The following is a 20,825-nucleotide window of genomic DNA, read 5'->3' on the forward strand; positions in this document are numbered from 1 at the left end:
TTATAAGTTTTGTGTTTTTTGAAAACTGGTTGAAATAATGTTTGGAATTGATGGACCAGAATTTTTGGTCATACTCATTGTTTTGATTGTCGTTGTGGGACCAAAAGACTTGCCTAAAATGCTACGTGCTTTTGGTAAAGCGACGTCGCGTATGCGCTCAACGGCAAATGAGTTCCGTCGTCAATTTGATGATGCTATGCGTGAAGCGGAATTGGATGATTTGCAAAAGAAAATTTCCGATGTGACCGATTTGGATCCACGAAAAAATTTAACCAAAATGTTTGATCCGATCCGAGATGTTGCAAATGATGTTAAATCCAGTATCAATGCATCAACCGTACTTGATGATAAAACACCTTCCCTTAAGAATATATCACTTGAAGATTCTGAGGCTGCACAACAATCCTCTTTAAAGAAGAAGAATGAAAAAACGAGTCATGATACTTCTCCTAATAAAGATAAAAACAGTCAAAAAAAAGTAAGCCATATTACGCACGAAAAATTACCCGCACCCAATAACAAAACGCTAAAAAGTCAAAAGACGAAGGATGTTACGAAAATTACAACAAAGGCAAAAGCAAGCGTTGGACAAAATAAAAAACAAAATATCCATAAAGAAACTTCATCTCATGCTCCCCTAAAAGTTCATGTTCAATCTTTAGAGCAAAGTCATTTTGATACTCTTTCTCCGAGTGTAAAAAAGCATGTTCAAAAAGAGCCAATAAAAAAGAATAATGACGTTGAAAATAAAAAGCTTGGATTAAACGAAACAACGTCTGCTGTTCAAAAAACAAAGGCGAAGGCACAAAAACCTCTCAAAACCTTATCTTCAAATAAAGTTACACAAAATAGGAATAAAAAATCGTGAATTCTGAAGAAGATGAAGTTGATGCTAGCTCGGCTCCCTTGCTTGAGCATTTGATAGAGCTTCGGCAACGCATTATTGTGTCACTGATTGCGTTTTTTATCGCATTCTTCCTGTGTTTTCTTGTTAAAGATTATATATTGAATTTTTTATTATGGCCTTATCAATGGGCGATGAAAATATCGGGCGGTGATCCAGAAAATATTCGTCTCCAATCAACGCAGGTTTGGGAAACCTTTTTAACGAAAATGAAACTCGCAGCTTTTGGTGCCGTCATCTTATCTTTTCCTTATTTAGCCTTTCAGCTCTATAGTTTTATTGCACCTGGTCTTTATAAAAACGAACGTATGGCTTTTTTACCTTTTTTAATCAGTGCGCCCATTTTATTTTTTATAGGTGGGGCATTTGTTTATGGTATTTTGGCGCCTATGATGTTGTGGTTCAGTTTATCGCAACAGTTTTTGCCTGATTCTCATTTGAAAGTAGAGTTTATTGCCCGTATTTCTGATTATTTAAGTTTTATGACGTCATTTATTCTGATTTTCGGTCTTATATTTCAACTGCCGTTGATTACAAGCTTATTCACGAAAGTTGGCTTATTAACATCTGATATGTTAGTGTCAAAACGTAAATGGGCAATACTTGTTGCTGTGATTGTGGCAGCTATTGTCACACCTTCAGATTTTTTTACTATGTTTGGTGTCGCTCTTCCAACAATTTTGCTTTATGAAGTTTCTATTATTGTTTCACGATGGATCGAAAAGAAACAGAAGAAAAAGCAAGATACATCTTCGTAATTTATTGGCTATCGTTTACATATAAACAAAGATTTGACGTTTTAAACAGGAAGTTTTTATGCTTGATATCAAATGGATAAGGGAAAATCCAAAATTGCTTGATGAGGCTCTCGAAAAAAGAGGAGCAGACAAACAAGCCGATTTTCTCATTGCCTTAGATTTTGAGAGACGCAATCATGTCTCTAAAGTGCAAGAGGCACAAGAAAGACGCAATAGTGCATCAAAAGAAATCGGCCAAGCCATAGCATCGGGAAATGCCAAAAAAGCGGATGATTTTAAACAAGAAGTGGTTGATCTTAAAGCGTTTCTTACAGAAGCTGAAGTGAAAGAAAAAGCATTATCAGATAAATTAGAAGATGCTCTGTCACGTCTGCCCAACATTCCACTTGATGATGTTCCTATTGGTCTTGATGAAAAAGATAATAGAGAAATAAGAAAAATAGGTGCGCCACCTGTTTTCGATTTTACACCAAAAGAACATTTTGACATTGGTGAAGGTCTAAAGCAGATGAATTTTGAACGCGCCAGTCATTTGTCAGGTGCACGTTTTACAGTTCTCTCAGCAGGACTTGCACGTCTGGAACGCGCTTTAGGGCAATTTATGATTGATCTTCATGTGCAAGAACATGAGTATACAGAAGTCAGTGTTCCTATTCTTGTTCGCGATAAAGCGGTTTATGGAACAGCACAATTACCCAAATTTTCAGAAGATTTATTTCAAACAACTGATGGACGCTGGCTCATTCCTACTGCCGAAGTACCTCTCACAAATTTAGTTTCTGGAGAAATTTTAGCTGCGTCACAATTGCCTTTGCGTTTTGTAGCTCTTACACCTTGTTTTCGTTCTGAGGCAGGATCAGCTGGGCGTGATACGCGAGGTATGTTGCGTCAACATCAATTTTGGAAGGTAGAAATGGTATCCATTGTTGATGAAAATAATGGAATTACAGAATTAGAGCGTATGACAGAATGTGCTGAAGCAGTTTTGAAAAAACTTGAATTGCCTTTTCGTACCGTTGTTTTATGTACAGGTGATATGGGCTTTAGCGCTCAAAAAACTTATGATATTGAAGTTTGGCTTCCTGGTCAAAATACTTATCGCGAAATATCAAGTTGTTCTTTTTGTGGCCCTTTTCAAGGACGTAGAATGAATGCTCGTTATCGACATGATAATGACAAAACATCACGATTTGTCCATACATTAAATGGTTCGGGAACAGCCGTTGGTCGCTGTTTAATTGCGATTTTAGAAAATTACCAACAATCTGATGGTTCGGTTGTTATCCCTCAAGCTTTACGCCCTTATATGGGTGGTGTTGACCGTTTGGTAGCCCAATAGGAGTGTGAGAATCCGTGCGTATTTTATTGACAAATGATGATGGAATTCATTCTGAAGGATTGGTTGTCTTAGAACGCATTGCAAAGCAATTGAGTGATGATGTTTGGATAGTTGCACCTGAAACAGATCAAAGTGGCTTATCACATTCATTAACATTATCCACACCTCTTCGTTTGCGTACTCTTGATAAACTTCATTTTACAGTAAGGGGAACGCCAACTGATTGTGTGATTATGGGAGTACGCCATGTGTTGCTTGAACCACCAGATTTAATTTTGTCAGGAATAAATATTGGAGGCAATCTCGCTGATGATGTAACGTATTCGGGAACAGTTGCCGCAGCTATGGAGGGAACATTAAATGGTATTCGCTCTATTGCTCTTTCACAAGAATTTCTTCACGATAAAGCAAGCATAACGATGCAATGGGCTACAGCCGAAGGGCATGCTGTTAAAATTTTGCGCGCGCTTATTAATATGGAAACGCCTGATAATGTTTTGTATAATATAAATTTCCCAGCATGTTCTGTTGAGGATGTGACAGCGATCCGTTCAACCGTGCAAGGCAAAAGAGGACATGATGTGCATATTGAAGAGCGTCATGATGGTCGTCATTTTCCTTATTATTGGACTTTTTTTAGCCGTAGTCCAACCACAGGTGCAGAAGAAACAGATTTACGTGCTATTTACGATAATGCGATCTCTGTCACGCCTCTTCATTTAGATTTAACGGCTTATAAAATGCGTGATAATCTGGACAGCGTTCTGTCATTATTATAGAGGTTTATTTTGTCTGTTATGTTGTCTGAAAGAGAAGCATTGGCAAGCCTTGTATTAAAAATGCGAGCTAAAGGCATAGATGATATTGCGCTTTTTTCTGCACTTGAAAAAACTTCACGTCGCCTTTTTGTTTCAGCAAATTTTGGTGATGACGCTTATGATAATAAGATCATTCCTATAGAATGCGGCGAATATATAGAACGCTTAGAAGAACAATTAACGCTTATTGCTGCTCTTCAATTAGAGAAAAAACATCGTGTTCTTGAGGTTGGCACAGGCTCTGGCTTTACAGCAGCGCTTTTATCAAGACTATCAGGGCGTGTAACTACGATTGAGCGCTATAAAACTTTATGTGATTTGGCGCGCCAAAGGTTTCAGGCTTTAGGTTTAGAAAATATTATATTACGTCAAATGGACGGTCGACAAGTTTTATCGGGGGCAGGGCCATTTGATCGCATTCTTATATGGCCTTCTCGTCAAGATGAGCCACAGGATTTTTTAGAAATTTTAGCCGCAAGTGGATTATTGATTCAGCCTATTGGCTCTTTTGATTCAGTACAAACGATTGTAAAATATAAAAAGACAGGCAGCCGTTTTGAAAGAACCGATATGTTTAAAGTTCGTTATCAGCCCTTTATTGAAGGGGTGGCTGCTGCACTTTAAGACGTTAGAATTTTTCTCTGAACTTTATTCTTCAAAAATCATCATAAAATATATTTAAAATGAAAAATTTTAACCCAAAGGTAATAATAACACGATTTAATAGCTGAAATTGAGTTTCGTGTGAATGGGCGTAAAACTATGTATTTTAAAGTTAAGAGTAAATTTTCTCGTCGTTATCTACAAAGCGCAGCCGTTATTGTTATTGCTGGTTTGGTTGCAGGATGTAGTTCTGGCACGCAACGATTTACAGATAGTTTTTACACTGGTGCAACACCCAACCAACAGCAGGCTTCAAATGGGCAATTGGCTTATCCACAGGCGCCGCAAACAAATGCTATTGTGCAAAGTAATGATCTTCCACCTGTTGCAGGACAAGGTTCTTATCCCCAGCAGTACGATCCACAATCGGCTTATCCACAGGCACCATCCAATACGAATTATCAACAGCCAACGCAGGTTGCATCTGCAGGTCAAGCAATGGGACAAGGTCAGCAAACGCTAGGAACGATGCCGGCATCAACGACACAAATATCTGCTAAAAGTGGTACTTATGTCGTCCAAAGCGGTGATACGCTTTATAGTGTATCACGCAAAACAGGAGCGAGTGTAAATTCTATCAGCACAGCTAATGGTTTGACAAATGGTGGAATACGTGTGGGACAATCTTTAATAATTCCTCATGGAAATAACAACACTGTTGCAATGACCAATCCTAATACGCAAACACAAGGCACAACACCTGTTCAGCAGCCAACAACGCAGCTTAGCGCTAAAAAAGTTGCGCCTGTCAATGCTGTTGAAACAACACCCGTTAAACCAACCAGTCAACCCGCTGTAGCAAAAGCTCAAGATACAACCTTAAATCAGGTTGAAAATGTTGCCGTTGTTGCCCCCCAAGCAACAGGGATTGCAAAAATGCGTTGGCCAGCTCAAGGGCGTATATTGTCAAGTTTTGGTCATAAAGAAGGCACTAACACTAATGAAGGTATCGATATTATGGTGCCAGAGGGATCATCCGTTAAAGCAGCGGAAAATGGTGTTGTTATTTATGCCGATAGTGGTTTGAAAGATTACGGTAATACTGTACTTATTCGCCATGAAGACAATATTGTGACTGTTTATGGTTACAATAGTCAATTGCTTGTTAAAAAGGGTCAAAAAGTGCGTCGTGGTGATGAAATTGCAAAATCAGGTATGTCTGGAATTGCTTCTACACCTCGAGTGCATTTTGAAGTTCGCAAAAATTCGACACCCGTTAATCCAATGAACTACCTTGATAATTAATTATAAATATAAGCTATTTTAAAAAAGGATGAAGCATTAAAGTTTTCATTTGAGTTCACTTTAATGCTTCAATTTTATGCAATAGTCTGTCCCATCATTCCTGCTAAATGCTGAATGAATTGCCATGCCACGCGACCTGAACGATTCCCCCTTGTTGTTTCCCATTCAAGTGCTTGTTTATGGATGTCTTCGCGTGGTGCTTGGAGGTTATATTTTTTGACATATCCATCTATCATGGCAAGATAATCATCTTGATTGCATTTATGAAAACCAAGCCATAGTCCAAATCGGTCAGAAAGCGATACTTTTTCTTCAGTCGCTTCAGATGGATTAATCGCACTTGAGCGTTCATTATCGATCATGTCACGTGGCATGAGATGTCGCCGATTTGATGTTGCATATAGAAGAACATTATTCGGACGACCTTCAATACCACCATCAAGTGCGGTCTTTAAAGACTTATAGCTCGTATCATCATGGTCAAAGGAAAGATCATCACAAAAAAGAATACATTGATAAGGCACATTTCGAAGACTGGTCATTAAAATAGGAAGAGTATTGATATCTTCTCGATTGATTTCGATGAGTTTGAGTTTTTTATCCTTTTTCATCGTTTGGTTCACATGAACTTGTGCGGATTTTACAAGCGATGATTTTCCCATGCCTCGTGCCCCCCAAAGCAAAATATTATTAGCAGGTAAATGATGCGCAAACTGTCTTGTATTATTTAGTAAAATATCACGTGTTGAATCAATACCCATAAGCAGATCAATATCAACAAAGTTCATTTCTTTGACATGATGTAATTTTAGTTTTTCACTATTCCAGACAAAACAGTCATTATAGTCTAAATTTACAGCTTCAGGCTCGGGCGGCGCAATGCGGTTTAAGGCAGCTACCAGTTCATCAAGTTTTTGAATAAGAATATCTTTTTCTTGCATACAATGTCACTCAATAATTTTATTTTAAATTTATTAACATGATTATCGCAATAGGTGAAATTTGACCATTGTTTAATTTTTGCTTATTGCGTTAAAGTCATCAAGGATATATTGCAAATGGAAACATCACAGCTATGTGAAGTGTTTTGTAGACCGCTTGTCAATTATGAAAGGTGGTTTTCTTAGATTGATGAATTGATCAGACTCATATTTGTGGTCTTGACCAAAAAGGAGATATTCATGTTTATTTCTAGTGCTTATGCTCAAGCCGCTGGTGGCGCTTCTGGTGAAATGTCATCGCTCATGACATTTGCTCCTTTTGTTTTAATTTTTGTTATCATGTATTTTTTGATCATTCGGCCGCAACGCAGCCAGATGAAAAGACGACAGGAAATGTTAAATGCTGTACGTCGTGGTGATACTGTTGTCACGGGGGGCGGTATTTTGGGGAAAGTGACAAAAGTCAATGATGATAATGGTGAAGTTGAAGTTGAAATTGCAAACGATACGCGCATTCGTGTATTACGCTCAACTTTAACGGATGTACGCGTAAAAGGTGAACCAGTCACTGAGACGAAAACAAAGCCTGTACCAAAAACAAAAACTGTGAAAAAAACAACAACAAAAACAAATGTTAAGAGTGAAGATACAGATGCCTAATTTTCGCTCATAGGGTCGTGTTATCCTATAATCTATCATTAAGGGCTTCCATTTTATGGGAGTCCAATACTTTTAACGATTTGTCACTTTAATGGGTAAATTTTAAACTATTATTTGTTGCGATTTTTCACTCATAACTGAATATTAAAATAGAGAAGATCATATTGAAGAACGATTGTATGTGTTTTCTTTATACCGTTTGTGAAGCGCTTATTTGAAACAACCAAAGCTTATCAAACTTTAATAAGGTTTGAAGCAGAGCGAGGGACACTATCATGCTCTATTTTCCTCTTTGGAAACGTCTTTTAATTTGGTTGGTCGTTTTTTTAGGTTTTTTAATCGCTTTACCAAATATTTTACCACAAAGTCTTTTATCCAAATTGCCCAATTGGTATTCCACGCTTCATTTGTCAATGGGAGTAGATTTACAAGGTGGTTCTCGTCTTGTTGTTCAACTTCCTGAATATGCTATTGATAAGCGTGATGAGACAATGGATGTTATGCGCCGTCGTCTTGATATGGTTGCAATAGATTTTAACGATTATACAATTCATCCACAGGGTCATGATAAAATACGCGTTGAGGTTCCGGGTCTTTTTGATGTGCAATATTTGAAAGACATTGTCAGTGTTACGGCAAAATTGTCATTATATCCAGAAGATAACAGCGTACCCGTCAATGATGTTGTTACAGGCAAAATGGGAAAATTAAGTGATTCCATTATTGGTTATTCCTTTGATGATCCGCCTGCTGCATATCTTATGAAAAAAATACCACTCCTAACAAATAAAAATATAGTGGGAGCAGCAACAGACAGCGCAGAAAACGGTCAGGCTTTTTTGACCATCACACTTGATACAGAAGGGCAAAAAAAGCTTGCAGACTTTACTCAAAATGGAGAAAATCATCGCCTTATCAGTGTTTTTGATAATGAAGTTTTGATGGCATTAAGTTTTCCTGAACAAATCAGTGAGGGATATATCCGTATAGGACCATTTGCAGATGATGTGGCTCGAAACTTACAAACGGTTTTATCTACTGGACCGTTGCCAGCGGATTTAACATTTATTGAAGAACGCACAATTGGAGGAGAGCTTGGTGCAGATTATGCAAAGTCTGGTCTTTACGCCGCATTAGGAGCGTTGATTGTTGTCGCTCTTTTTATGATTTTAAGTTATGGGCTTTTAGGACTTGCTGCCGATATTGCACTTGCTAGTAACTTATTCATTCTCTTAGCAATATTAAGCATTATAGGGACACCTTTAACATTAGCTGGTTTTGCAGGTCTTGTTTTAATTATTGGTGTTTCGGTTGATGCAAATATATTGATTTATGAGCGCATTCGTGAAGCGCGGCGTCAAAATTATTCAGTTGCTCAAGCTATTGAAGCTGGTTTTTATGGCGCATTAAATACTATACTTGATGCCAATATTACAACGCTTATCGCAGCCGTTGTTTTATTTTTTCTAGGGGTTGGTCCGATACATGGATTTGCTCTTACGGTTACTATTGGTATATTAACGTCACTTTTCACAACGATAGTGTTTACACGCATGATGATAAGTTGGTGGGTTAAAACCTTCCGTCCAACAGAAATTCCTCAGCGTATTATACGTCTAATCCCGCAAAATACTGCTATTCCATTTATGAGTTTTGGAAAAGTAACGCTTGGATTGGCTGTTATATTAATTCTTGCCACCATTGGTCTTTTTTCTACAGTAGGAATAAACTACGGTATTGATTTTAGGGGCGGGTCTTTAGCTGTCTTAGAAGCGAAAAATGGTGAGGCCGATCTTTATGATGTCGCTCATCGCGTTATGAACTTAAATATTGGTGGTGTTACCATTGAACCATCGAAATCAGCCTCAATTGCACTTTTGTCAATTTCTAGCCAAGGCAATGGAGAAGATGCAGAACAAACCGTTGCTGTAAAATTGCGGACTGAATTTGATGATTATAATTTGCAACGTATGGATGTTGTGGGACCAACAGTTTCAGAAGAGTTAAGTCAGGCAAGTCTTCTTGCGATTTTTGTATCTCTTCTTGCGATTTTTGGCTATGTTTGGTTGCGTTTTCGTTGGCAATTTGCATTAGGCGCTGTGTTAACGACTATTCATGATATTTTTATTTTAATTGGTGTATTTCTACTTTTTCAATGGCAGTTTAATTTGTGGAGTATTGCAGCTTTGCTCGCCATTATAGGTTATTCACTTAATGATACTATAGTTGTTTATGACCGTGTACGTTTTTTGCTGACAAAACAAGGAACCATTACTATGTCATCATTGGTAGATCTTGCCATTAACCGTACGTTATCCCGCACGATTCTAACGTCTTTGGCAACTTTGGTTGCTCATATACCACTTTATTATTTTGGTGGCACTGATATGAAAGATTTTGCTTCAGTTTTATTGCTGGGTATTGTGATTGGCACATATTCTTCTATCTTTATTGCAGGGCCACTTCTTGTGCTTTTACGTGTAAAGCCTGCAAGTTCTGCTTTAACGCAATGAGGTTTAAAAATGTTTGACGCTATTCAGATGCGAAAAGCACATTTTCCTGGTCGTGCACCAATTGATGCTTATGGCAATGGCGGCTTTCGTTTTGCTGATATGTCGCATCGTGGTTCAATTATTTGCGTCCCGTCTGGAATTTATGGTATTGATATGAAAACGCCAGTTCCAACAAAAGAGACAATCGAAAAAGTTTTGAATGAGGCAGATACTATTGAGGTTTTTCTTGTTGGTACGGGTGTTGATCTTATTCCTATGCCTGAGGAATTGCGGCAATATTTACGTGAAAAACAAATATCAACTGACACAATGAGTACGGGAGCAGCAGTGCGAACATTCAACGTTCTTTTAGCTGAAGATCGTGCCGTTGCAGCTTTATTTTACGCTGTTGAATAATGAGCTATAACGACCATTGTTTCATGCTTTTACGTCACGGTGATCGTGATCGATATCTTGCAACGTTATTTGCGCCACAATCAAAAAGATCTGCACTTGCTGCACTTTACGCTTTTAATTTAGAAATTGCGCGCATTCGCGATATGATACGAGAACCTTTAATTGGTGAGATCCGACTTAAATATTGGCGCGATGCTATCGAAAACGACACACGTGAAAATGATGCTAATCCCATTTTGCAAGCTTTGCTAACGACGATTGATGACTATCATTTATCGAAAGAGGCTTTTGTGCGTATGTGCGATGCACGTGTGTTTGATCTTTATAATGATCCAATGCCTGATATGTCTGCGTTCGAAGCCTATTGTGGTGAAACAGCCAGCATCGTTCTTCAGCTTTCTTGCCAAATTTTAGACCAATCAAGCGCAAAAGATGCGTATGATGCATGTGGTCATGGAGGTGTTGTACAAGCAATTGCGGGGCTTTTGCGTCGTCTTCCTGTGAGTCAAAGTCGCGGGCAGTTTTATTTGCCGACTGATTTTATTTTAGCACTTGGTGTAACTTCAGATTCGCTTTTGTCTAATAAAGCGACAGATAAAGAAAGAAAGCGTGTTGTTGATGCATTTCTTTCACTTGGCAGAGAACATTATAGAAAATTTCGTGCAAATTTTTCATCACTGCCAAAAATATTGCATCCTGCATTTTTGCCCTTAGCGACTGTCCCGACTGTATTTAAAAAGATTGAAACAAAAAGTGGTGATATCTTTCATGATGATATCTCTCTTTCCCCTTTGCACCACTATTGGCTTTTTATGAAAACAGCGATTTTAGGTCATATGCTTTAAGGTTTAAAAACCTAGATTTCCTTGAGGAATAAAAATGGAACAGCTTTCGCCCATCCTGATAGCATCACTATGTTCTTCTTGTATAATGAGACAATTAGCTTTCGTTAATATTGAGAGATTGGAAGAATCTTGATTCAGTAAAGGCGTAACCATATATTGACCATCGTCAGATATTTTCATTTTCGCACGTACAAAGTTTTTTCTTGCGCCATTTTTTGGTAAATTATTCGTTAAAATACCAGAAGTTGTTTTGGCTTGATAATGACGGCCAGATAATTTTTCTAAAATTGGAATAAGAAATATATGCGCTGTGAGAAGACAGGAGACAGGATTTCCTGGGAGGCCTAAAGCCAGCATTTTGTATGCGCCGTCAATATGACCAAACATGAGAGGTTTTCCAGGGCGCATGGCCACTTTCCAAAAATTTAATTCCAGACCTTGTTCTTTTAAAACTTTTTGAACAAGATCATATTCCCCCACCGATACCCCTCCACTCGTGACAAGCAGATCAGCTTTTTCTTGCTGTGCTCTAGCAATAGCGGATTGGATTGATTTTTCATCATCTTTAGCGATACCAAGATCAATAACGTCGCAATGGTGAGCGCGTATGAGTTGCATGAGACCAAAAGAATTGGATGAAATAATTTGATCTTCTGAAGGCTGTTTATCTGGTAACACAAGTTCATTGCCCGTTGCCAAAACAGCGATGCGTGGACAGCTAATAACATCAATTTGTGCATGCCCACTTGCAGCACAAAGTGCTAAAGCACTAGGAGAAATGACAGAGCCGGCTTTTAAAATACACTCGCCCGTTTTAAAATCACCACCTTCTGGGCGTATATTCGCATTCCATTGAGGCGGTTTTGTTAAGACTATCTGGTCATTGTCTTCTATGGTAACATTTTCTTGTATCACCACGCAATCAGCATCATCTGGAACTGGAGCCCCTGTAAAAATGCGGACGGCTTCATTCAAACCAATTTGTCCTTTAAAACGTTGGCCAGCAGCGGCTTCACCGACAATCTTTAAAGGGTAGTGAATTGAGGAAAGCGCATTCAGACGAAATGCATAGCCGTCCATTGCTGAAGAACGAAAAGGAGGTTGGGTGCGTTTGGCAAAGATGTCTTGGGCAAGAACTTGATGAATACCTATGTCACGAAGGTTTATTGTTTTTTTTTCAAGCGTTTGCGTTGCTAATAAAACGCGCTCTAACGCCTCATTCACACTAAGAAGTGCCATTGTCTTTTCCTCGAATATAAAATCCTGATTTTCCCCCTTGTTTTTCAACCAAACAAATATCTGAAATTATCATACTTTTATCCAAAGCTTTGATCATATCATAAAGGGTCAAACAAGTTATGCTAACGGCTGTTAATGCTTCCATTTCGACACCTGTTTTTCCATTTAAACTTGCTTCTGCGGTGATATGATAACCAGGTAAGGTCACATCGGCTAGAATATCAATACTCATATTTGTAAGCATTAATGGATGGCATAGAGGAATAAGGTCTGATGTTTTTTTTGCTCCCATAATACCAGCAATGCGAGCAGTTGCTATAACATCGCCTTTAGCGGTTTGACCCTTTTCTACCGTTTCAAAAGTTTCTTTGGTCATTCGGATTGAACCGCGAGCGATCGCCGTGCGTTTTGTATCGATTTTATCGCCAACATCCACCATATTGGCGTCCCCTTTTTCATTCAGATGCGTCAGCTTATTGTTCATTTTTAAATCCCTAACAATGTTTTGGTTGCTTGGGTCACATCTGCTTGGCGCATTAAACTTTCTCCGACAAGAAAGGAAAGAATTTGACTTTCTTTCAAACGCAAAAGATCATTATGAGTAAAAATACCACTTTCACTGATTAAAATATGATGATCTTTGACCATATGGGCAAGTGTTTGGCTTACACTTAAATTAACGGCAAAAGTTTTAAGATTACGATTATTTATACCAATAAGCTTTGAACGCATTCTCAAAGCACGTTCCATTTCTTTCTCATTATGGGTTTCAATCAAAACATCCATTCCAAGGTCTAATGCACATGTTTCAAGCTCATTGGCCACTCTGTCATCAACAGCTGCAAGTATGATTAAAATACAATCAGCCCCCCATGCTCGTGCTTCATACACTTGATAAGGATCAAATAAAAAGTCTTTACGTAAAACAGGAAGTGAGCAGGCATGACGTGCTTGCTGTAAAAACTTAGGTGAACCTTGAAATGAGGGTTGATCTGTTAATACTGAGAGGCAAGCTGCGCCACCTTTTTCATAAGCGATTGCAAGATTTTCTGGATCAAAATCTTGGCGAATAAGTCCCTTAGACGGACTTGCCTTCTTAATTTCTGCAATTAAACCAAAAAATCCATTATCTTGCTTTTGTTGTAATGCTTTTTGAAATCCACGTGGATCATCTGCTTTATATGCCTTTAATTTTATCTCATTTAGCGGGCATTGAGATTTTGCCTCAGTAATTTCTGCACGTTTATAAGTTTCAATTTTTTTTAAAATATCTTGCATATTACTCACCAAGCGCATTTGAAACGAGAATTAACTGTTCAAGTTTAGTTTTTGCCTTGCCTTGATCGATACTGTCCGTCGCAATTTTTACACCATCACGTAAATTTTTTGCTTTTCCAGCAATAATAAGAGCAGCCGATGCATTGAGTAAAACAATATCGCGATAAGCTCCCTTTTTACCATCAAGCACTTCAAGAAGAGCTTGCGCATTATGTTGCGGATCTCCACCTTTTAAATCATTCATTGTGACGCGTTTTAAACCTGCATCTTCAGGTGTAATCATAAATTTTGATAAGGTTCCATTGGTTAAAGCCGCAACATGTGTCTCACCTGCTGTTGTTAGCTCATCCATGCCATCTCCATGAACAACCCATAATGATTTTGAACCAAAAGATTGTAAAACTTTTGCAATCGGTTCAACCCATTGGGGTGAAAAAACACCTATTAACTGATTGGTAACCCCCGCGGGATTCGATAAAGGGCCTAAAATATTGAAAATCGTTCGTGTTCCAAGTTCAACACGTGCAGGTCCAACATGCCTCATTGCTGAATGATGTGTTGGCGCAAACATAAAACCCAGTCCAATTTCACGAATACACCGCCCGATTGTTGCTGCATCAGCATCAATATTTACACCAAGGGCTGCGAGTGCATCGGCAGCCCCTGATTTCGAAGATAGTGCACGATTACCATGTTTGCCAACAGGCACACCTGCTCCAGCGACGACAAAGGCTGTCGCTGTTGAAACATTATAAGATCCAGATTTATCACCACCTGTGCCGACAATATCAATGGCTTCTTTAACACCATCCACCGGCATCATTTTTTCGCGCATTGAAGCAACGGCTCCAGAAATCTCATCAACTGTTTCGCCGCGAACACGTAAAGCCATTAAAAATCCACCAATTTGAGCTGGCGTAGCCTTTCCCGACATCATAATTGTAAAAGCACTTTGCGCTTCTTCTTTACTTAAAGAAACACCTGTTGCGACTTTATCAATAAAGGGCTTGAGATCGCTCATGTTAAACTCACTGAAGATTATTCAATATTCGGCTATAATTTTGTGTGTTGACTTTGATAGGATGTTGTTCATTGGCAACTTGTAGCATTTCAAGACGTAAATCCTCTCCCATCATTGCATCAATCATTTTTTTTTCTTGAGCGTTTAAGGATTGCGCGCTTGTGTTTAAAGGTTCTATTGCACCTGTAACTTGATAAATGATACGCGCATTATGATTTGTACCTGTCGTAACACCACTATGATTTGTATCGCTAGAAAACACATCATTAACTCCTGTTTGGCCAAAAATTTCTGCAGCGACACCGCGTTGTAGACCACGAGCAGTTTGTTTTTGTAAATGAAATTCTTGTGCGAGTTGATCAAGACTCTTTCCTTGTTGGAGAGAGTGAGCTATTTGTTGCGAGACTTGATCCAGTTGTTTTTGTGTTTGTTCGCTTTTCCAATTTTCTATGAGAGTTTGTTTGATTTCATCAAAGCTGCGGGTACGCTGGGGAATGATCTCTTCAACATTTAACCAAATATATCCACCATTTTGATCTGTTAACGGATCAATATCGGAATCTTTTGAGGATTGAAAAATTGTTTGAAGGACATTGTCACGGTTTTTAATGTCACTTATAGATGTGCCATCTGGTGTCAGTCCTTGACTATCCAAAGTAAGTTCGCGCATGTTGAGTCCATATTTTTGGGCAAGCTCTTTTAAAGGGACACCTTCAAAACGCTCATTTTCGATCGCTTCATGCATCTCTTTTATAGATTGAGTGGCATGGTTTTTTGCCAAAGTGTGCCGGATTTTTTGTTCCACTTGTTCAAATGGAATTTGTGCAGATGGCGTAATACTGCGTACTCTTATAAGTATTGGACCTTTTAAATCGTTTACCACTCCACTTATTCCATCTTTTGGCAAAGAAAAAACTTCAGAGGCAATCAAAGATGAAAATTCGTCTTTGGATAAAGGTCCTTTAGTAATTTCCGCTTTTGTTTTATTTTCTGAAACAATTAAGTCATCAAAACTCGTGCCTTCGTTTAATTTTGTTAAAGCTTTATTAGCATCGTCCTGAGATTTAAACACCAATTCTTCGATCGTTCTTCTTTCGGGCTCTTCAAATTGTGCAACGTTTTGTTCGTAATAAGCTTTTGCCTCATCTGTTGAAATGTCTTGCGGTTTTAAAACATTGTCTATATTCATTTCTATAAGAGCAACTTTTCGATATTCTGGCGCTTGAAATTGATCTTTGTGCGCTTCAAACCATGTTTGTAATTCTTCATTTGTTGGATTATCAATCGTATCAAGTTGATTTGGAGTCAATAATAGATAGTCAGCTGTTCTCGTTTCACCTTTATATGTGAGTAATGCCGAATAATACACATCAGGTGCTTTCAGCGCTCCTATGGCACTTTTTATGAGTTGATCACGATCTTCTTTTGCCGCATAATAATGAACAATATCTGCTTCACTTATTTGCAATTGACGCAAATATCCTAAAAAAAGATTGCGATCAAAACGACCATTTTGATGAAAAAACGGATCTGAGCCAATAGCACGTGCAATGCCATCTTTAGAAACGCCGATATTAAGAAGACGTGCTTGCTCATTAAAAAGAACATCTTGTTGCATTTTATTAAGAACCATTTGGGGAATACCATATTGCTCGGCCTCACTAACTGTCAAAGGTCGACCAAGATTGGACGCCACCGATAAGCGCATAATTTGATCATTAAGGGCCAGACGATAAGTATCTATGGATATTTTGGATTTTCCAGATACAATAAGATCATTGCTGCTTCCTCCTGCAAGATTGGGGAGCCCCCAAAGTAATGCAAAATATAAGAGGAACAAACCGAATAAAACTTTGGCGATCCATGAATTGAGAACTTTACGTAAATTAATAAGCATCGATTGGTCCCATTTTAAAAGTCTTTAATGAAAACATAAGTTTTTATAGGATTTGCAACAAAGATACACAAGATGCAAGGTTAAACACTTGCTTTGCCTGTGTGATTTGTTAGTAATTATCATTAAAGTGCTTTTAAAAACGATATTGAGGTGAAATCATGACCCCGAATGTTCGACCTTTGGTCGCTGGAAACTGGAAAATGAATGGCACTGGTGAAACCTTGACAGAATTGCGTGCAATTGCTTCTGGGGTCAGTACCGATTTAGGATTGTTGTTTGAAGCACTCATCTGTGTGCCAGCCACGCTTATTTCACGCGCCGCTGATGTTTTGGATGGAGAAAAACTTTTGTTAGGTGGGCAAGATTGTCATACGCAAGATAGTGGTGCCCATACAGGTGATATATCTGCGCCAATGCTTAAAGAAGCAGGGGCAAGCTATGTGATTGTTGGTCATTCAGAACGACGGACAGACCACCATGAAACGGATGAAATCGTTCATAAAAAAGCGCAAGCAGCATGGCATGCTGGTTTAAAAGCGATTATTTGTGTTGGTGAAACTTTAGCACAAAGAGATGAAGGCATAACGCTAGAAATCATTGGTAAACAATTAAATGATTCTGTTCCTAATGATGCAACAAATGAAAATACAATTATAGCTTATGAGCCTGTTTGGGCAATTGGAACGGGAAAAACATCGACTGTGGATGATGTGACGAAAGTTCACGCATTTATACGCAAAACATTAAACCAACGATTTGGCTCTAAAGGACAAGCGATGCAGCTTCTTTACGGTGGTTCAGTCAAACCATCAAACGCGCATGAACTATTAGCAGTTCAAAATGTTGATGGGGCGCTTGTTGGGGGTGCGAGCCTAAAAGCAACTGATTTTCTTGCAATATGTGAGGCGTATCGTAAATTATAGAGAAGAAATTTCAATTGCCTCTTGGATTATGCATTATTTGCGTGTAAATAGCCCCAAACATTGGAGTTAGAATAAAGACCATGCAGACAGTATTGATTGTCATCCATCTTTTAATTGTGATCGCTCTTATCGGCGTTGTGTTGATACAACGTTCTGAAGGAGGAGGTCTGGGTATTGGTGGCGGTTCTGGCTTTATGACAGCTAGAGGCACCAAAAATATTTTAACGCGATTAACAGCGATTTTGGCGATATGTTTTTTTATTACGTCAATCACTTTGGTTGTTTTGGGAAGTATGTCAAATTCTGCTTCAGATATTTTGAACCGTATACCGCAATCTGACGGACAAACTCAGACAGAGGGAACACAGCCTTCAATTTTAGAACAATTGGGTGGTTCATCAAGTGGTGAAGGACAAAATGGTTCTCAAGACCAAAATAATCAAGAGCAACCACAAAATCCAGTTCCACAGCAATCTGATAATCCCATACCTGGAAATTAATAGTGAAAACAATTTGAGTCATTTCAATTGAAAAGTAGTGTTTAAAAAAAGGGCTATTACGCCCTTTTACTTTTTGTATTTATAAAAGAGTCTTTTTTTTGGTTATTGTGCATTTTTTTCTGGTAGAATCATTTATAATCGCTTAAGCACATAAGCCCATGGCACGATATGTTTTTATTACTGGTGGCGTGGTTTCTTCTCTTGGAAAAGGCATTGCTGCAGCTGCATTGGCAGCATTATTGCAAGCTCGCGGATATCGCGTTCGTATCCGTAAGCTCGATCCTTATTTGAATGTTGATCCAGGAACGATGTCTCCTTATCAACATGGTGAGGTTTTTGTCACTGATGATGGCGCCGAAACAGATCTTGATTTGGGTCATTATGAACGTTTCACTGGACGCTCAGCTAATAAACAAGACAATATCACGACAGGTCGTATATATCGCAATATCATTGAAAGAGAACGGCGTGGTGATTATTTAGGAGCGACAGTTCAAGTCATTCCACATGTTACTGATGAAATTAAAAATTTTATCACAGAAGACAATGACAATTATGATTTTGTGTTATGTGAAATTGGCGGAACGGTGGGTGATATTGAAGCAATGCCGTTTTTGGAAGCAATACGTCAACTGCATAATGAATTACCAAGACAAAGCGTGGTTTATATTCATTTAACATTAATGCCATATATTGCAGCTGCTGGTGAACTTAAGACAAAACCCACGCAACATTCGGTAAAAGAATTGCAATCTATTGGTATTGCCCCCGATATTTTGCTTGTACGTGCTGATCGTCCGATACCAGAATCTGAACGTAAAAAGCTTTCGCTTTTTTGTAATGTGCGACCAACAGCCGTTATTCAGGCGCTTGATGTTGATGCCATTTACGATGTACCAATGGCCTATCATTATGAAGGATTAGATGGTGAAGTATTAGCCGCATTTGGTATTGATCCAGCACCTAAGCCTCAAATGGGGCGGTGGAAGGAAATTACTCATCGCATTCATAATCCTGAAGGGGAAGTGACCATTGCTATCGTTGGCAAATATACAGGTTTAAAAGACGCGTATAAGTCTTTGATTGAAGCAATCATGCATGGTGGTATTGCGCATAAAGTTAAAGTGAATCTTGAATGGATCGAATCAGAATTGTTTGAAAAGGAAGATCCTACACCTTATCTCGAAAAGCTTCATGGTATTTTAGTGCCTGGTGCCTTTGGTGAACGTGGCGCAGAAGGAAAAATTCTTGCAACACGGTTTGCTCGAGAGCGAAAAGTTCCTTTTTTTGGTATTTGCTTTGGTATGCAGCTTGCTTGCATTGAAGCGGCTCGTAATTTATGCGGTATTGATGCTGCTTCTTCAAGCGAATTTGGTCACACCTCTGCTCCAATCGTTGGTCTTATGACTGAATGGCTTAAAGGCAACGATCTAGAAAAGCGCGAAGCTGCGGGCAATCTTGGTGGTACAATGCGATTAGGGTCTTATCAATCAATATTAAAAGAAGGAAGCCATATTGCAAAAATATACGGTACGACCGATATTTTTGAACGGCATCGTCATCGTTATGAAGTCAATATTGATTATAAAGACCAATTAGAGCAAGCAGGTTTGATTTTTTCTGGTATGTCCCCAGATGGTGTTTTGCCAGAAACAGTGGAATATGAAGACCATCCTTGGTTTATTGGTGTTCAATATCATCCAGAGTTGAAATCACGCCCTTTTGATCCTCATCCACTTTTTGCTTCTTTTATTGCAGCTGCTATTGAACAGAGCCGTTTGGTTTAGCTAAAGCTATAGGGATATTGTTTTGATGTGTATGCATCAGACATTTAAACACGTGCTTGATTGATATTTTTGATTTTGAAACAAACAGTTATGATCTGTAATTTCTTTCAATGACCTTTTTTGTCATAAGTTTTTTTGAGAGACTTTTGAGACATATTTGAGATTATTCTTTTAAGATGTTTTTTTCTATGACATAAAGATTATTAAAATTTTTTAGGAAATAAAATGTCACATACGCATCATTCAATTTCTGTTGGAAATGTTACTTTTTGTAATACTGCTCCATTTTCTTTAATTGCAGGCCCTTGCCAAATGGAAAGTCGAGACCACGCTTTTGATGTGGCAGGTCGTGTCAAAGAAATAACAGACCAGTTGAGTATCGGTCTCGTTTATAAATCAAGTTTTGATAAAGCAAATCGTACGTCTTTGAATGGAAAACGTGGAATTGGTCTTGAAAAAGCCATGGATGTTTTTGCCGATCTTAAAAAAGAGTTTGGTTTTCCTGTTTTGACAGATATTCACACAGAAGAACAATGTGAGATTGTTTCAAATATTGTCGATGTCTTACAAATACCTGCATTTTTATGCCGCCAGACCGATTTGCTTGTGGCGGCAGCAAAAACAGGCCGTGTTATTAATATTAAAAAAGGACAATTTCTTGCCCCTTGGGATATGAAAAACGTTTTGGATAAAGTGATAGAAAGCGGAAATCCAAATGTTATGGCATGTGAACGCGGTGTTTCTTTTGGATATAATACGCTTGTTTCTGATATGCGTGCATTGCCAATTATGGCAGCATTTGGTGCGCCCGTCATTTTTGATGCGACACATTCTGTCCAACAGCCAGGAGGACAGGGCGGTTCGTCAGGCGGACAAAGAGAATTTGTCGAAACACTTGCGCGTGCCGCAGTATCTGTTGGTGTAGCAGGGGTGTTTGTTGAAACCCATCAAGATCCTGACAATGCCCCATCAGATGGGCCAAATATGATAAAGCTTGATGATTTACCAAATTTATTGGAAAATCTTAAAGCATTTGATCAATTGGCAAAGAATATGAAATAAAAAGATTAAGCCGGCTTTGTCCGGCTTAATCTTTGT

The 20,825-nt window shown here is 38.6% G+C and carries 20 protein-coding genes; 14 read left to right on the top strand and 6 right to left on the bottom strand.

What is annotated here, in order from left to right; translation table 11 throughout:
• The first annotated feature begins 37 nt into the window (after window positions 1-37).
• From tatB to ME5_RS05565, 6 genes are all read left to right on the top strand, one after another.
• The gene (gene tatB / locus ME5_RS05540) at window positions 38-868 is read left to right on the top strand and encodes a Sec-independent protein translocase protein TatB (protein ID WP_008039186.1); all 831 of its coding nucleotides are present in this window, start codon (window positions 38-40) and stop codon (window positions 866-868) included.
• Window positions 865-1,662 carry a twin-arginine translocase subunit TatC gene (gene tatC / locus ME5_RS05545; protein ID WP_008039196.1) on the top strand — a complete coding sequence of 266 codons (798 nt, stop codon included), beginning with the start codon at window positions 865-867 and terminating at the stop codon, window positions 1,660-1,662. Before tatB ends, tatC begins: the two co-directional genes overlap by 4 nt.
• A 58-nt stretch (window positions 1,663-1,720) precedes the next feature.
• Window positions 1,721-3,001: a serine--tRNA ligase gene (gene serS / locus ME5_RS05550; protein WP_008039198.1), complete on the top strand. Its 1,281-nt coding sequence runs from the start codon at window positions 1,721-1,723 to the stop codon at window positions 2,999-3,001.
• A gap of 14 nt (window positions 3,002-3,015) precedes the next feature.
• Complete coding sequence (gene surE, locus ME5_RS05555) at window positions 3,016-3,780, top strand: 5'/3'-nucleotidase SurE (protein WP_008039199.1); 765 nt, start codon at window positions 3,016-3,018, stop codon at window positions 3,778-3,780.
• 18 nt (window positions 3,781-3,798) lie between these two features.
• A complete protein-coding gene (locus ME5_RS05560) occupies window positions 3,799-4,443 on the top strand; it encodes a protein-L-isoaspartate(D-aspartate) O-methyltransferase (RefSeq protein ID WP_035000229.1) in 645 nt (214 codons plus the stop codon).
• Between the two features lie 120 nt (window positions 4,444-4,563).
• A complete protein-coding gene (locus ME5_RS05565) occupies window positions 4,564-5,727 on the top strand; it encodes a M23 family metallopeptidase (protein WP_008039201.1) in 1,164 nt (387 codons plus the stop codon).
• 74 nt (window positions 5,728-5,801) lie between these two features.
• Here the strand turns inward: ME5_RS05565 and ME5_RS05570 are convergent, their stop codons facing one another.
• Window positions 5,802-6,668 (bottom strand): ATP-binding protein, encoded by an 867-nt coding sequence (locus tag ME5_RS05570; RefSeq protein ID WP_008039202.1) that lies wholly within the window; start codon window positions 6,666-6,668, stop codon window positions 5,802-5,804.
• Between the two features lie 240 nt (window positions 6,669-6,908).
• Between ME5_RS05570 and yajC the strand changes: the two genes are divergently transcribed.
• The 4 genes from yajC to ME5_RS05590 all read left to right on the top strand — a co-directional run bounded on the left by yajC (window position 6,909) and on the right by ME5_RS05590 (window position 11,082).
• A complete protein-coding gene (gene yajC, locus ME5_RS05575; protein WP_008039203.1) occupies window positions 6,909-7,328 on the top strand; it encodes a preprotein translocase subunit YajC in 420 nt (139 codons plus the stop codon).
• 275 nt (window positions 7,329-7,603) lie between these two features.
• Entirely contained in the window at window positions 7,604-9,841 is a 2,238-nt protein-coding gene (secD, locus tag ME5_RS05580) for a protein translocase subunit SecD (RefSeq protein ID WP_008039204.1), read from the top strand.
• A gap of 9 nt (window positions 9,842-9,850) precedes the next feature.
• A complete protein-coding gene (locus ME5_RS05585) occupies window positions 9,851-10,237 on the top strand; it encodes an Mth938-like domain-containing protein (RefSeq protein WP_008039205.1) in 387 nt (128 codons plus the stop codon).
• A 23-nt stretch (window positions 10,238-10,260) separates the two neighbouring features.
• The gene (locus ME5_RS05590; protein WP_245256497.1) at window positions 10,261-11,082 is read left to right on the top strand and encodes a phytoene/squalene synthase family protein; all 822 of its coding nucleotides are present in this window, start codon (window positions 10,261-10,263) and stop codon (window positions 11,080-11,082) included.
• 3 nt (window positions 11,083-11,085) lie between these two features.
• On the opposite strand, the gene ME5_RS05595 is transcribed toward ME5_RS05590, so the two are convergent.
• The 5 genes from ME5_RS05595 to ME5_RS05615 are packed head-to-tail and all read right to left on the bottom strand — an operon-like array spanning window position 11,086 to window position 16,517.
• On the bottom strand, window positions 11,086-12,321 hold the full coding sequence (locus ME5_RS05595) for a molybdopterin molybdotransferase MoeA (RefSeq protein ID WP_008039207.1): 1,236 nt from the start codon (window positions 12,319-12,321) through the stop codon (window positions 11,086-11,088).
• A complete protein-coding gene (gene moaC, locus ME5_RS05600; protein WP_008039208.1) occupies window positions 12,308-12,805 on the bottom strand; it encodes a cyclic pyranopterin monophosphate synthase MoaC in 498 nt (165 codons plus the stop codon). The genes ME5_RS05595 and moaC overlap by 14 nt, the downstream gene beginning before the upstream one ends.
• Window positions 12,806-12,807: 2 nt before the next feature.
• Complete coding sequence (trpC, locus tag ME5_RS05605; RefSeq protein ID WP_196793519.1) at window positions 12,808-13,599, bottom strand: indole-3-glycerol phosphate synthase TrpC; 792 nt, start codon at window positions 13,597-13,599, stop codon at window positions 12,808-12,810.
• 1 nt (window position 13,600) lies between these two features.
• Window positions 13,601-14,620 (bottom strand): anthranilate phosphoribosyltransferase, encoded by a 1,020-nt coding sequence (trpD, locus tag ME5_RS05610; protein ID WP_008039210.1) that lies wholly within the window; start codon window positions 14,618-14,620, stop codon window positions 13,601-13,603.
• Between the two features lie 7 nt (window positions 14,621-14,627).
• The gene (locus ME5_RS05615) at window positions 14,628-16,517 is read right to left on the bottom strand and encodes a peptidyl-prolyl cis-trans isomerase (RefSeq protein ID WP_008039211.1); all 1,890 of its coding nucleotides are present in this window, start codon (window positions 16,515-16,517) and stop codon (window positions 14,628-14,630) included.
• A gap of 158 nt (window positions 16,518-16,675) precedes the next feature.
• Between ME5_RS05615 and tpiA the strand changes: the two genes are divergently transcribed.
• From tpiA to kdsA, 4 genes are all read left to right on the top strand, one after another.
• On the top strand, window positions 16,676-17,440 hold the full coding sequence (gene tpiA / locus ME5_RS05620; RefSeq protein ID WP_008039212.1) for a triose-phosphate isomerase: 765 nt from the start codon (window positions 16,676-16,678) through the stop codon (window positions 17,438-17,440).
• Window positions 17,441-17,520: 80 nt separating this feature from the next.
• Window positions 17,521-17,940 carry a preprotein translocase subunit SecG gene (gene secG / locus ME5_RS05625; RefSeq protein WP_008039213.1) on the top strand — a complete coding sequence of 140 codons (420 nt, stop codon included), beginning with the start codon at window positions 17,521-17,523 and terminating at the stop codon, window positions 17,938-17,940.
• Between the two features lie 158 nt (window positions 17,941-18,098).
• Window positions 18,099-19,727: a CTP synthase gene (locus tag ME5_RS05630; RefSeq protein ID WP_008039226.1), complete on the top strand. Its 1,629-nt coding sequence runs from the start codon at window positions 18,099-18,101 to the stop codon at window positions 19,725-19,727.
• 225 nt (window positions 19,728-19,952) lie between these two features.
• Window positions 19,953-20,789, top strand: coding sequence for a 3-deoxy-8-phosphooctulonate synthase (gene kdsA, locus ME5_RS05635; protein ID WP_008039227.1), 837 nt, complete (start codon window positions 19,953-19,955; stop codon window positions 20,787-20,789).
• Window positions 20,790-20,825: the final 36 nt, after the last annotated feature.

Source organism: Bartonella tamiae Th239 (genome assembly GCF_000278275.1).
In the GTDB taxonomy this organism is placed as follows: domain Bacteria; phylum Pseudomonadota; class Alphaproteobacteria; order Rhizobiales; family Rhizobiaceae; genus Bartonella; species Bartonella tamiae.

Coding starts and splice junctions, on each gene's coding strand:
- ME5_RS05615 (WP_008039211.1), bottom strand. CDS start 16,517: ATGCTTATTAATTTACGTAAAGTTCTCAATTCATGGATCGCCAAAGTT.
- ME5_RS05595 (WP_008039207.1), bottom strand. CDS start 12,321: ATGGCACTTCTTAGTGTGAATGAGGCGTTAGAGCGCGTTTTATTAGCA.
- ME5_RS05590 (WP_245256497.1), top strand. CDS start 10,261: ATGCTTTTACGTCACGGTGATCGTGATCGATATCTTGCAACGTTATTT.
- serS (WP_008039198.1), top strand. CDS start 1,721: ATGCTTGATATCAAATGGATAAGGGAAAATCCAAAATTGCTTGATGAG.
- ME5_RS05585 (WP_008039205.1), top strand. CDS start 9,851: ATGTTTGACGCTATTCAGATGCGAAAAGCACATTTTCCTGGTCGTGCA.
- secG (WP_008039213.1), top strand. CDS start 17,521: ATGCAGACAGTATTGATTGTCATCCATCTTTTAATTGTGATCGCTCTT.
- trpC (WP_196793519.1), bottom strand. CDS start 13,599: ATGCAAGATATTTTAAAAAAAATTGAAACTTATAAACGTGCAGAAATT.
- tatB (WP_008039186.1), top strand. CDS start 38: ATGTTTGGAATTGATGGACCAGAATTTTTGGTCATACTCATTGTTTTG.
- yajC (WP_008039203.1), top strand. CDS start 6,909: ATGTTTATTTCTAGTGCTTATGCTCAAGCCGCTGGTGGCGCTTCTGGT.
- moaC (WP_008039208.1), bottom strand. CDS start 12,805: ATGAACAATAAGCTGACGCATCTGAATGAAAAAGGGGACGCCAATATG.
- tpiA (WP_008039212.1), top strand. CDS start 16,676: ATGACCCCGAATGTTCGACCTTTGGTCGCTGGAAACTGGAAAATGAAT.
- ME5_RS05630 (WP_008039226.1), top strand. CDS start 18,099: ATGGCACGATATGTTTTTATTACTGGTGGCGTGGTTTCTTCTCTTGGA.
- ME5_RS05560 (WP_035000229.1), top strand. CDS start 3,799: ATGTTGTCTGAAAGAGAAGCATTGGCAAGCCTTGTATTAAAAATGCGA.
- kdsA (WP_008039227.1), top strand. CDS start 19,953: ATGTCACATACGCATCATTCAATTTCTGTTGGAAATGTTACTTTTTGT.
- secD (WP_008039204.1), top strand. CDS start 7,604: ATGCTCTATTTTCCTCTTTGGAAACGTCTTTTAATTTGGTTGGTCGTT.
- ME5_RS05570 (WP_008039202.1), bottom strand. CDS start 6,668: ATGCAAGAAAAAGATATTCTTATTCAAAAACTTGATGAACTGGTAGCT.
- trpD (WP_008039210.1), bottom strand. CDS start 14,620: ATGAGCGATCTCAAGCCCTTTATTGATAAAGTCGCAACAGGTGTTTCT.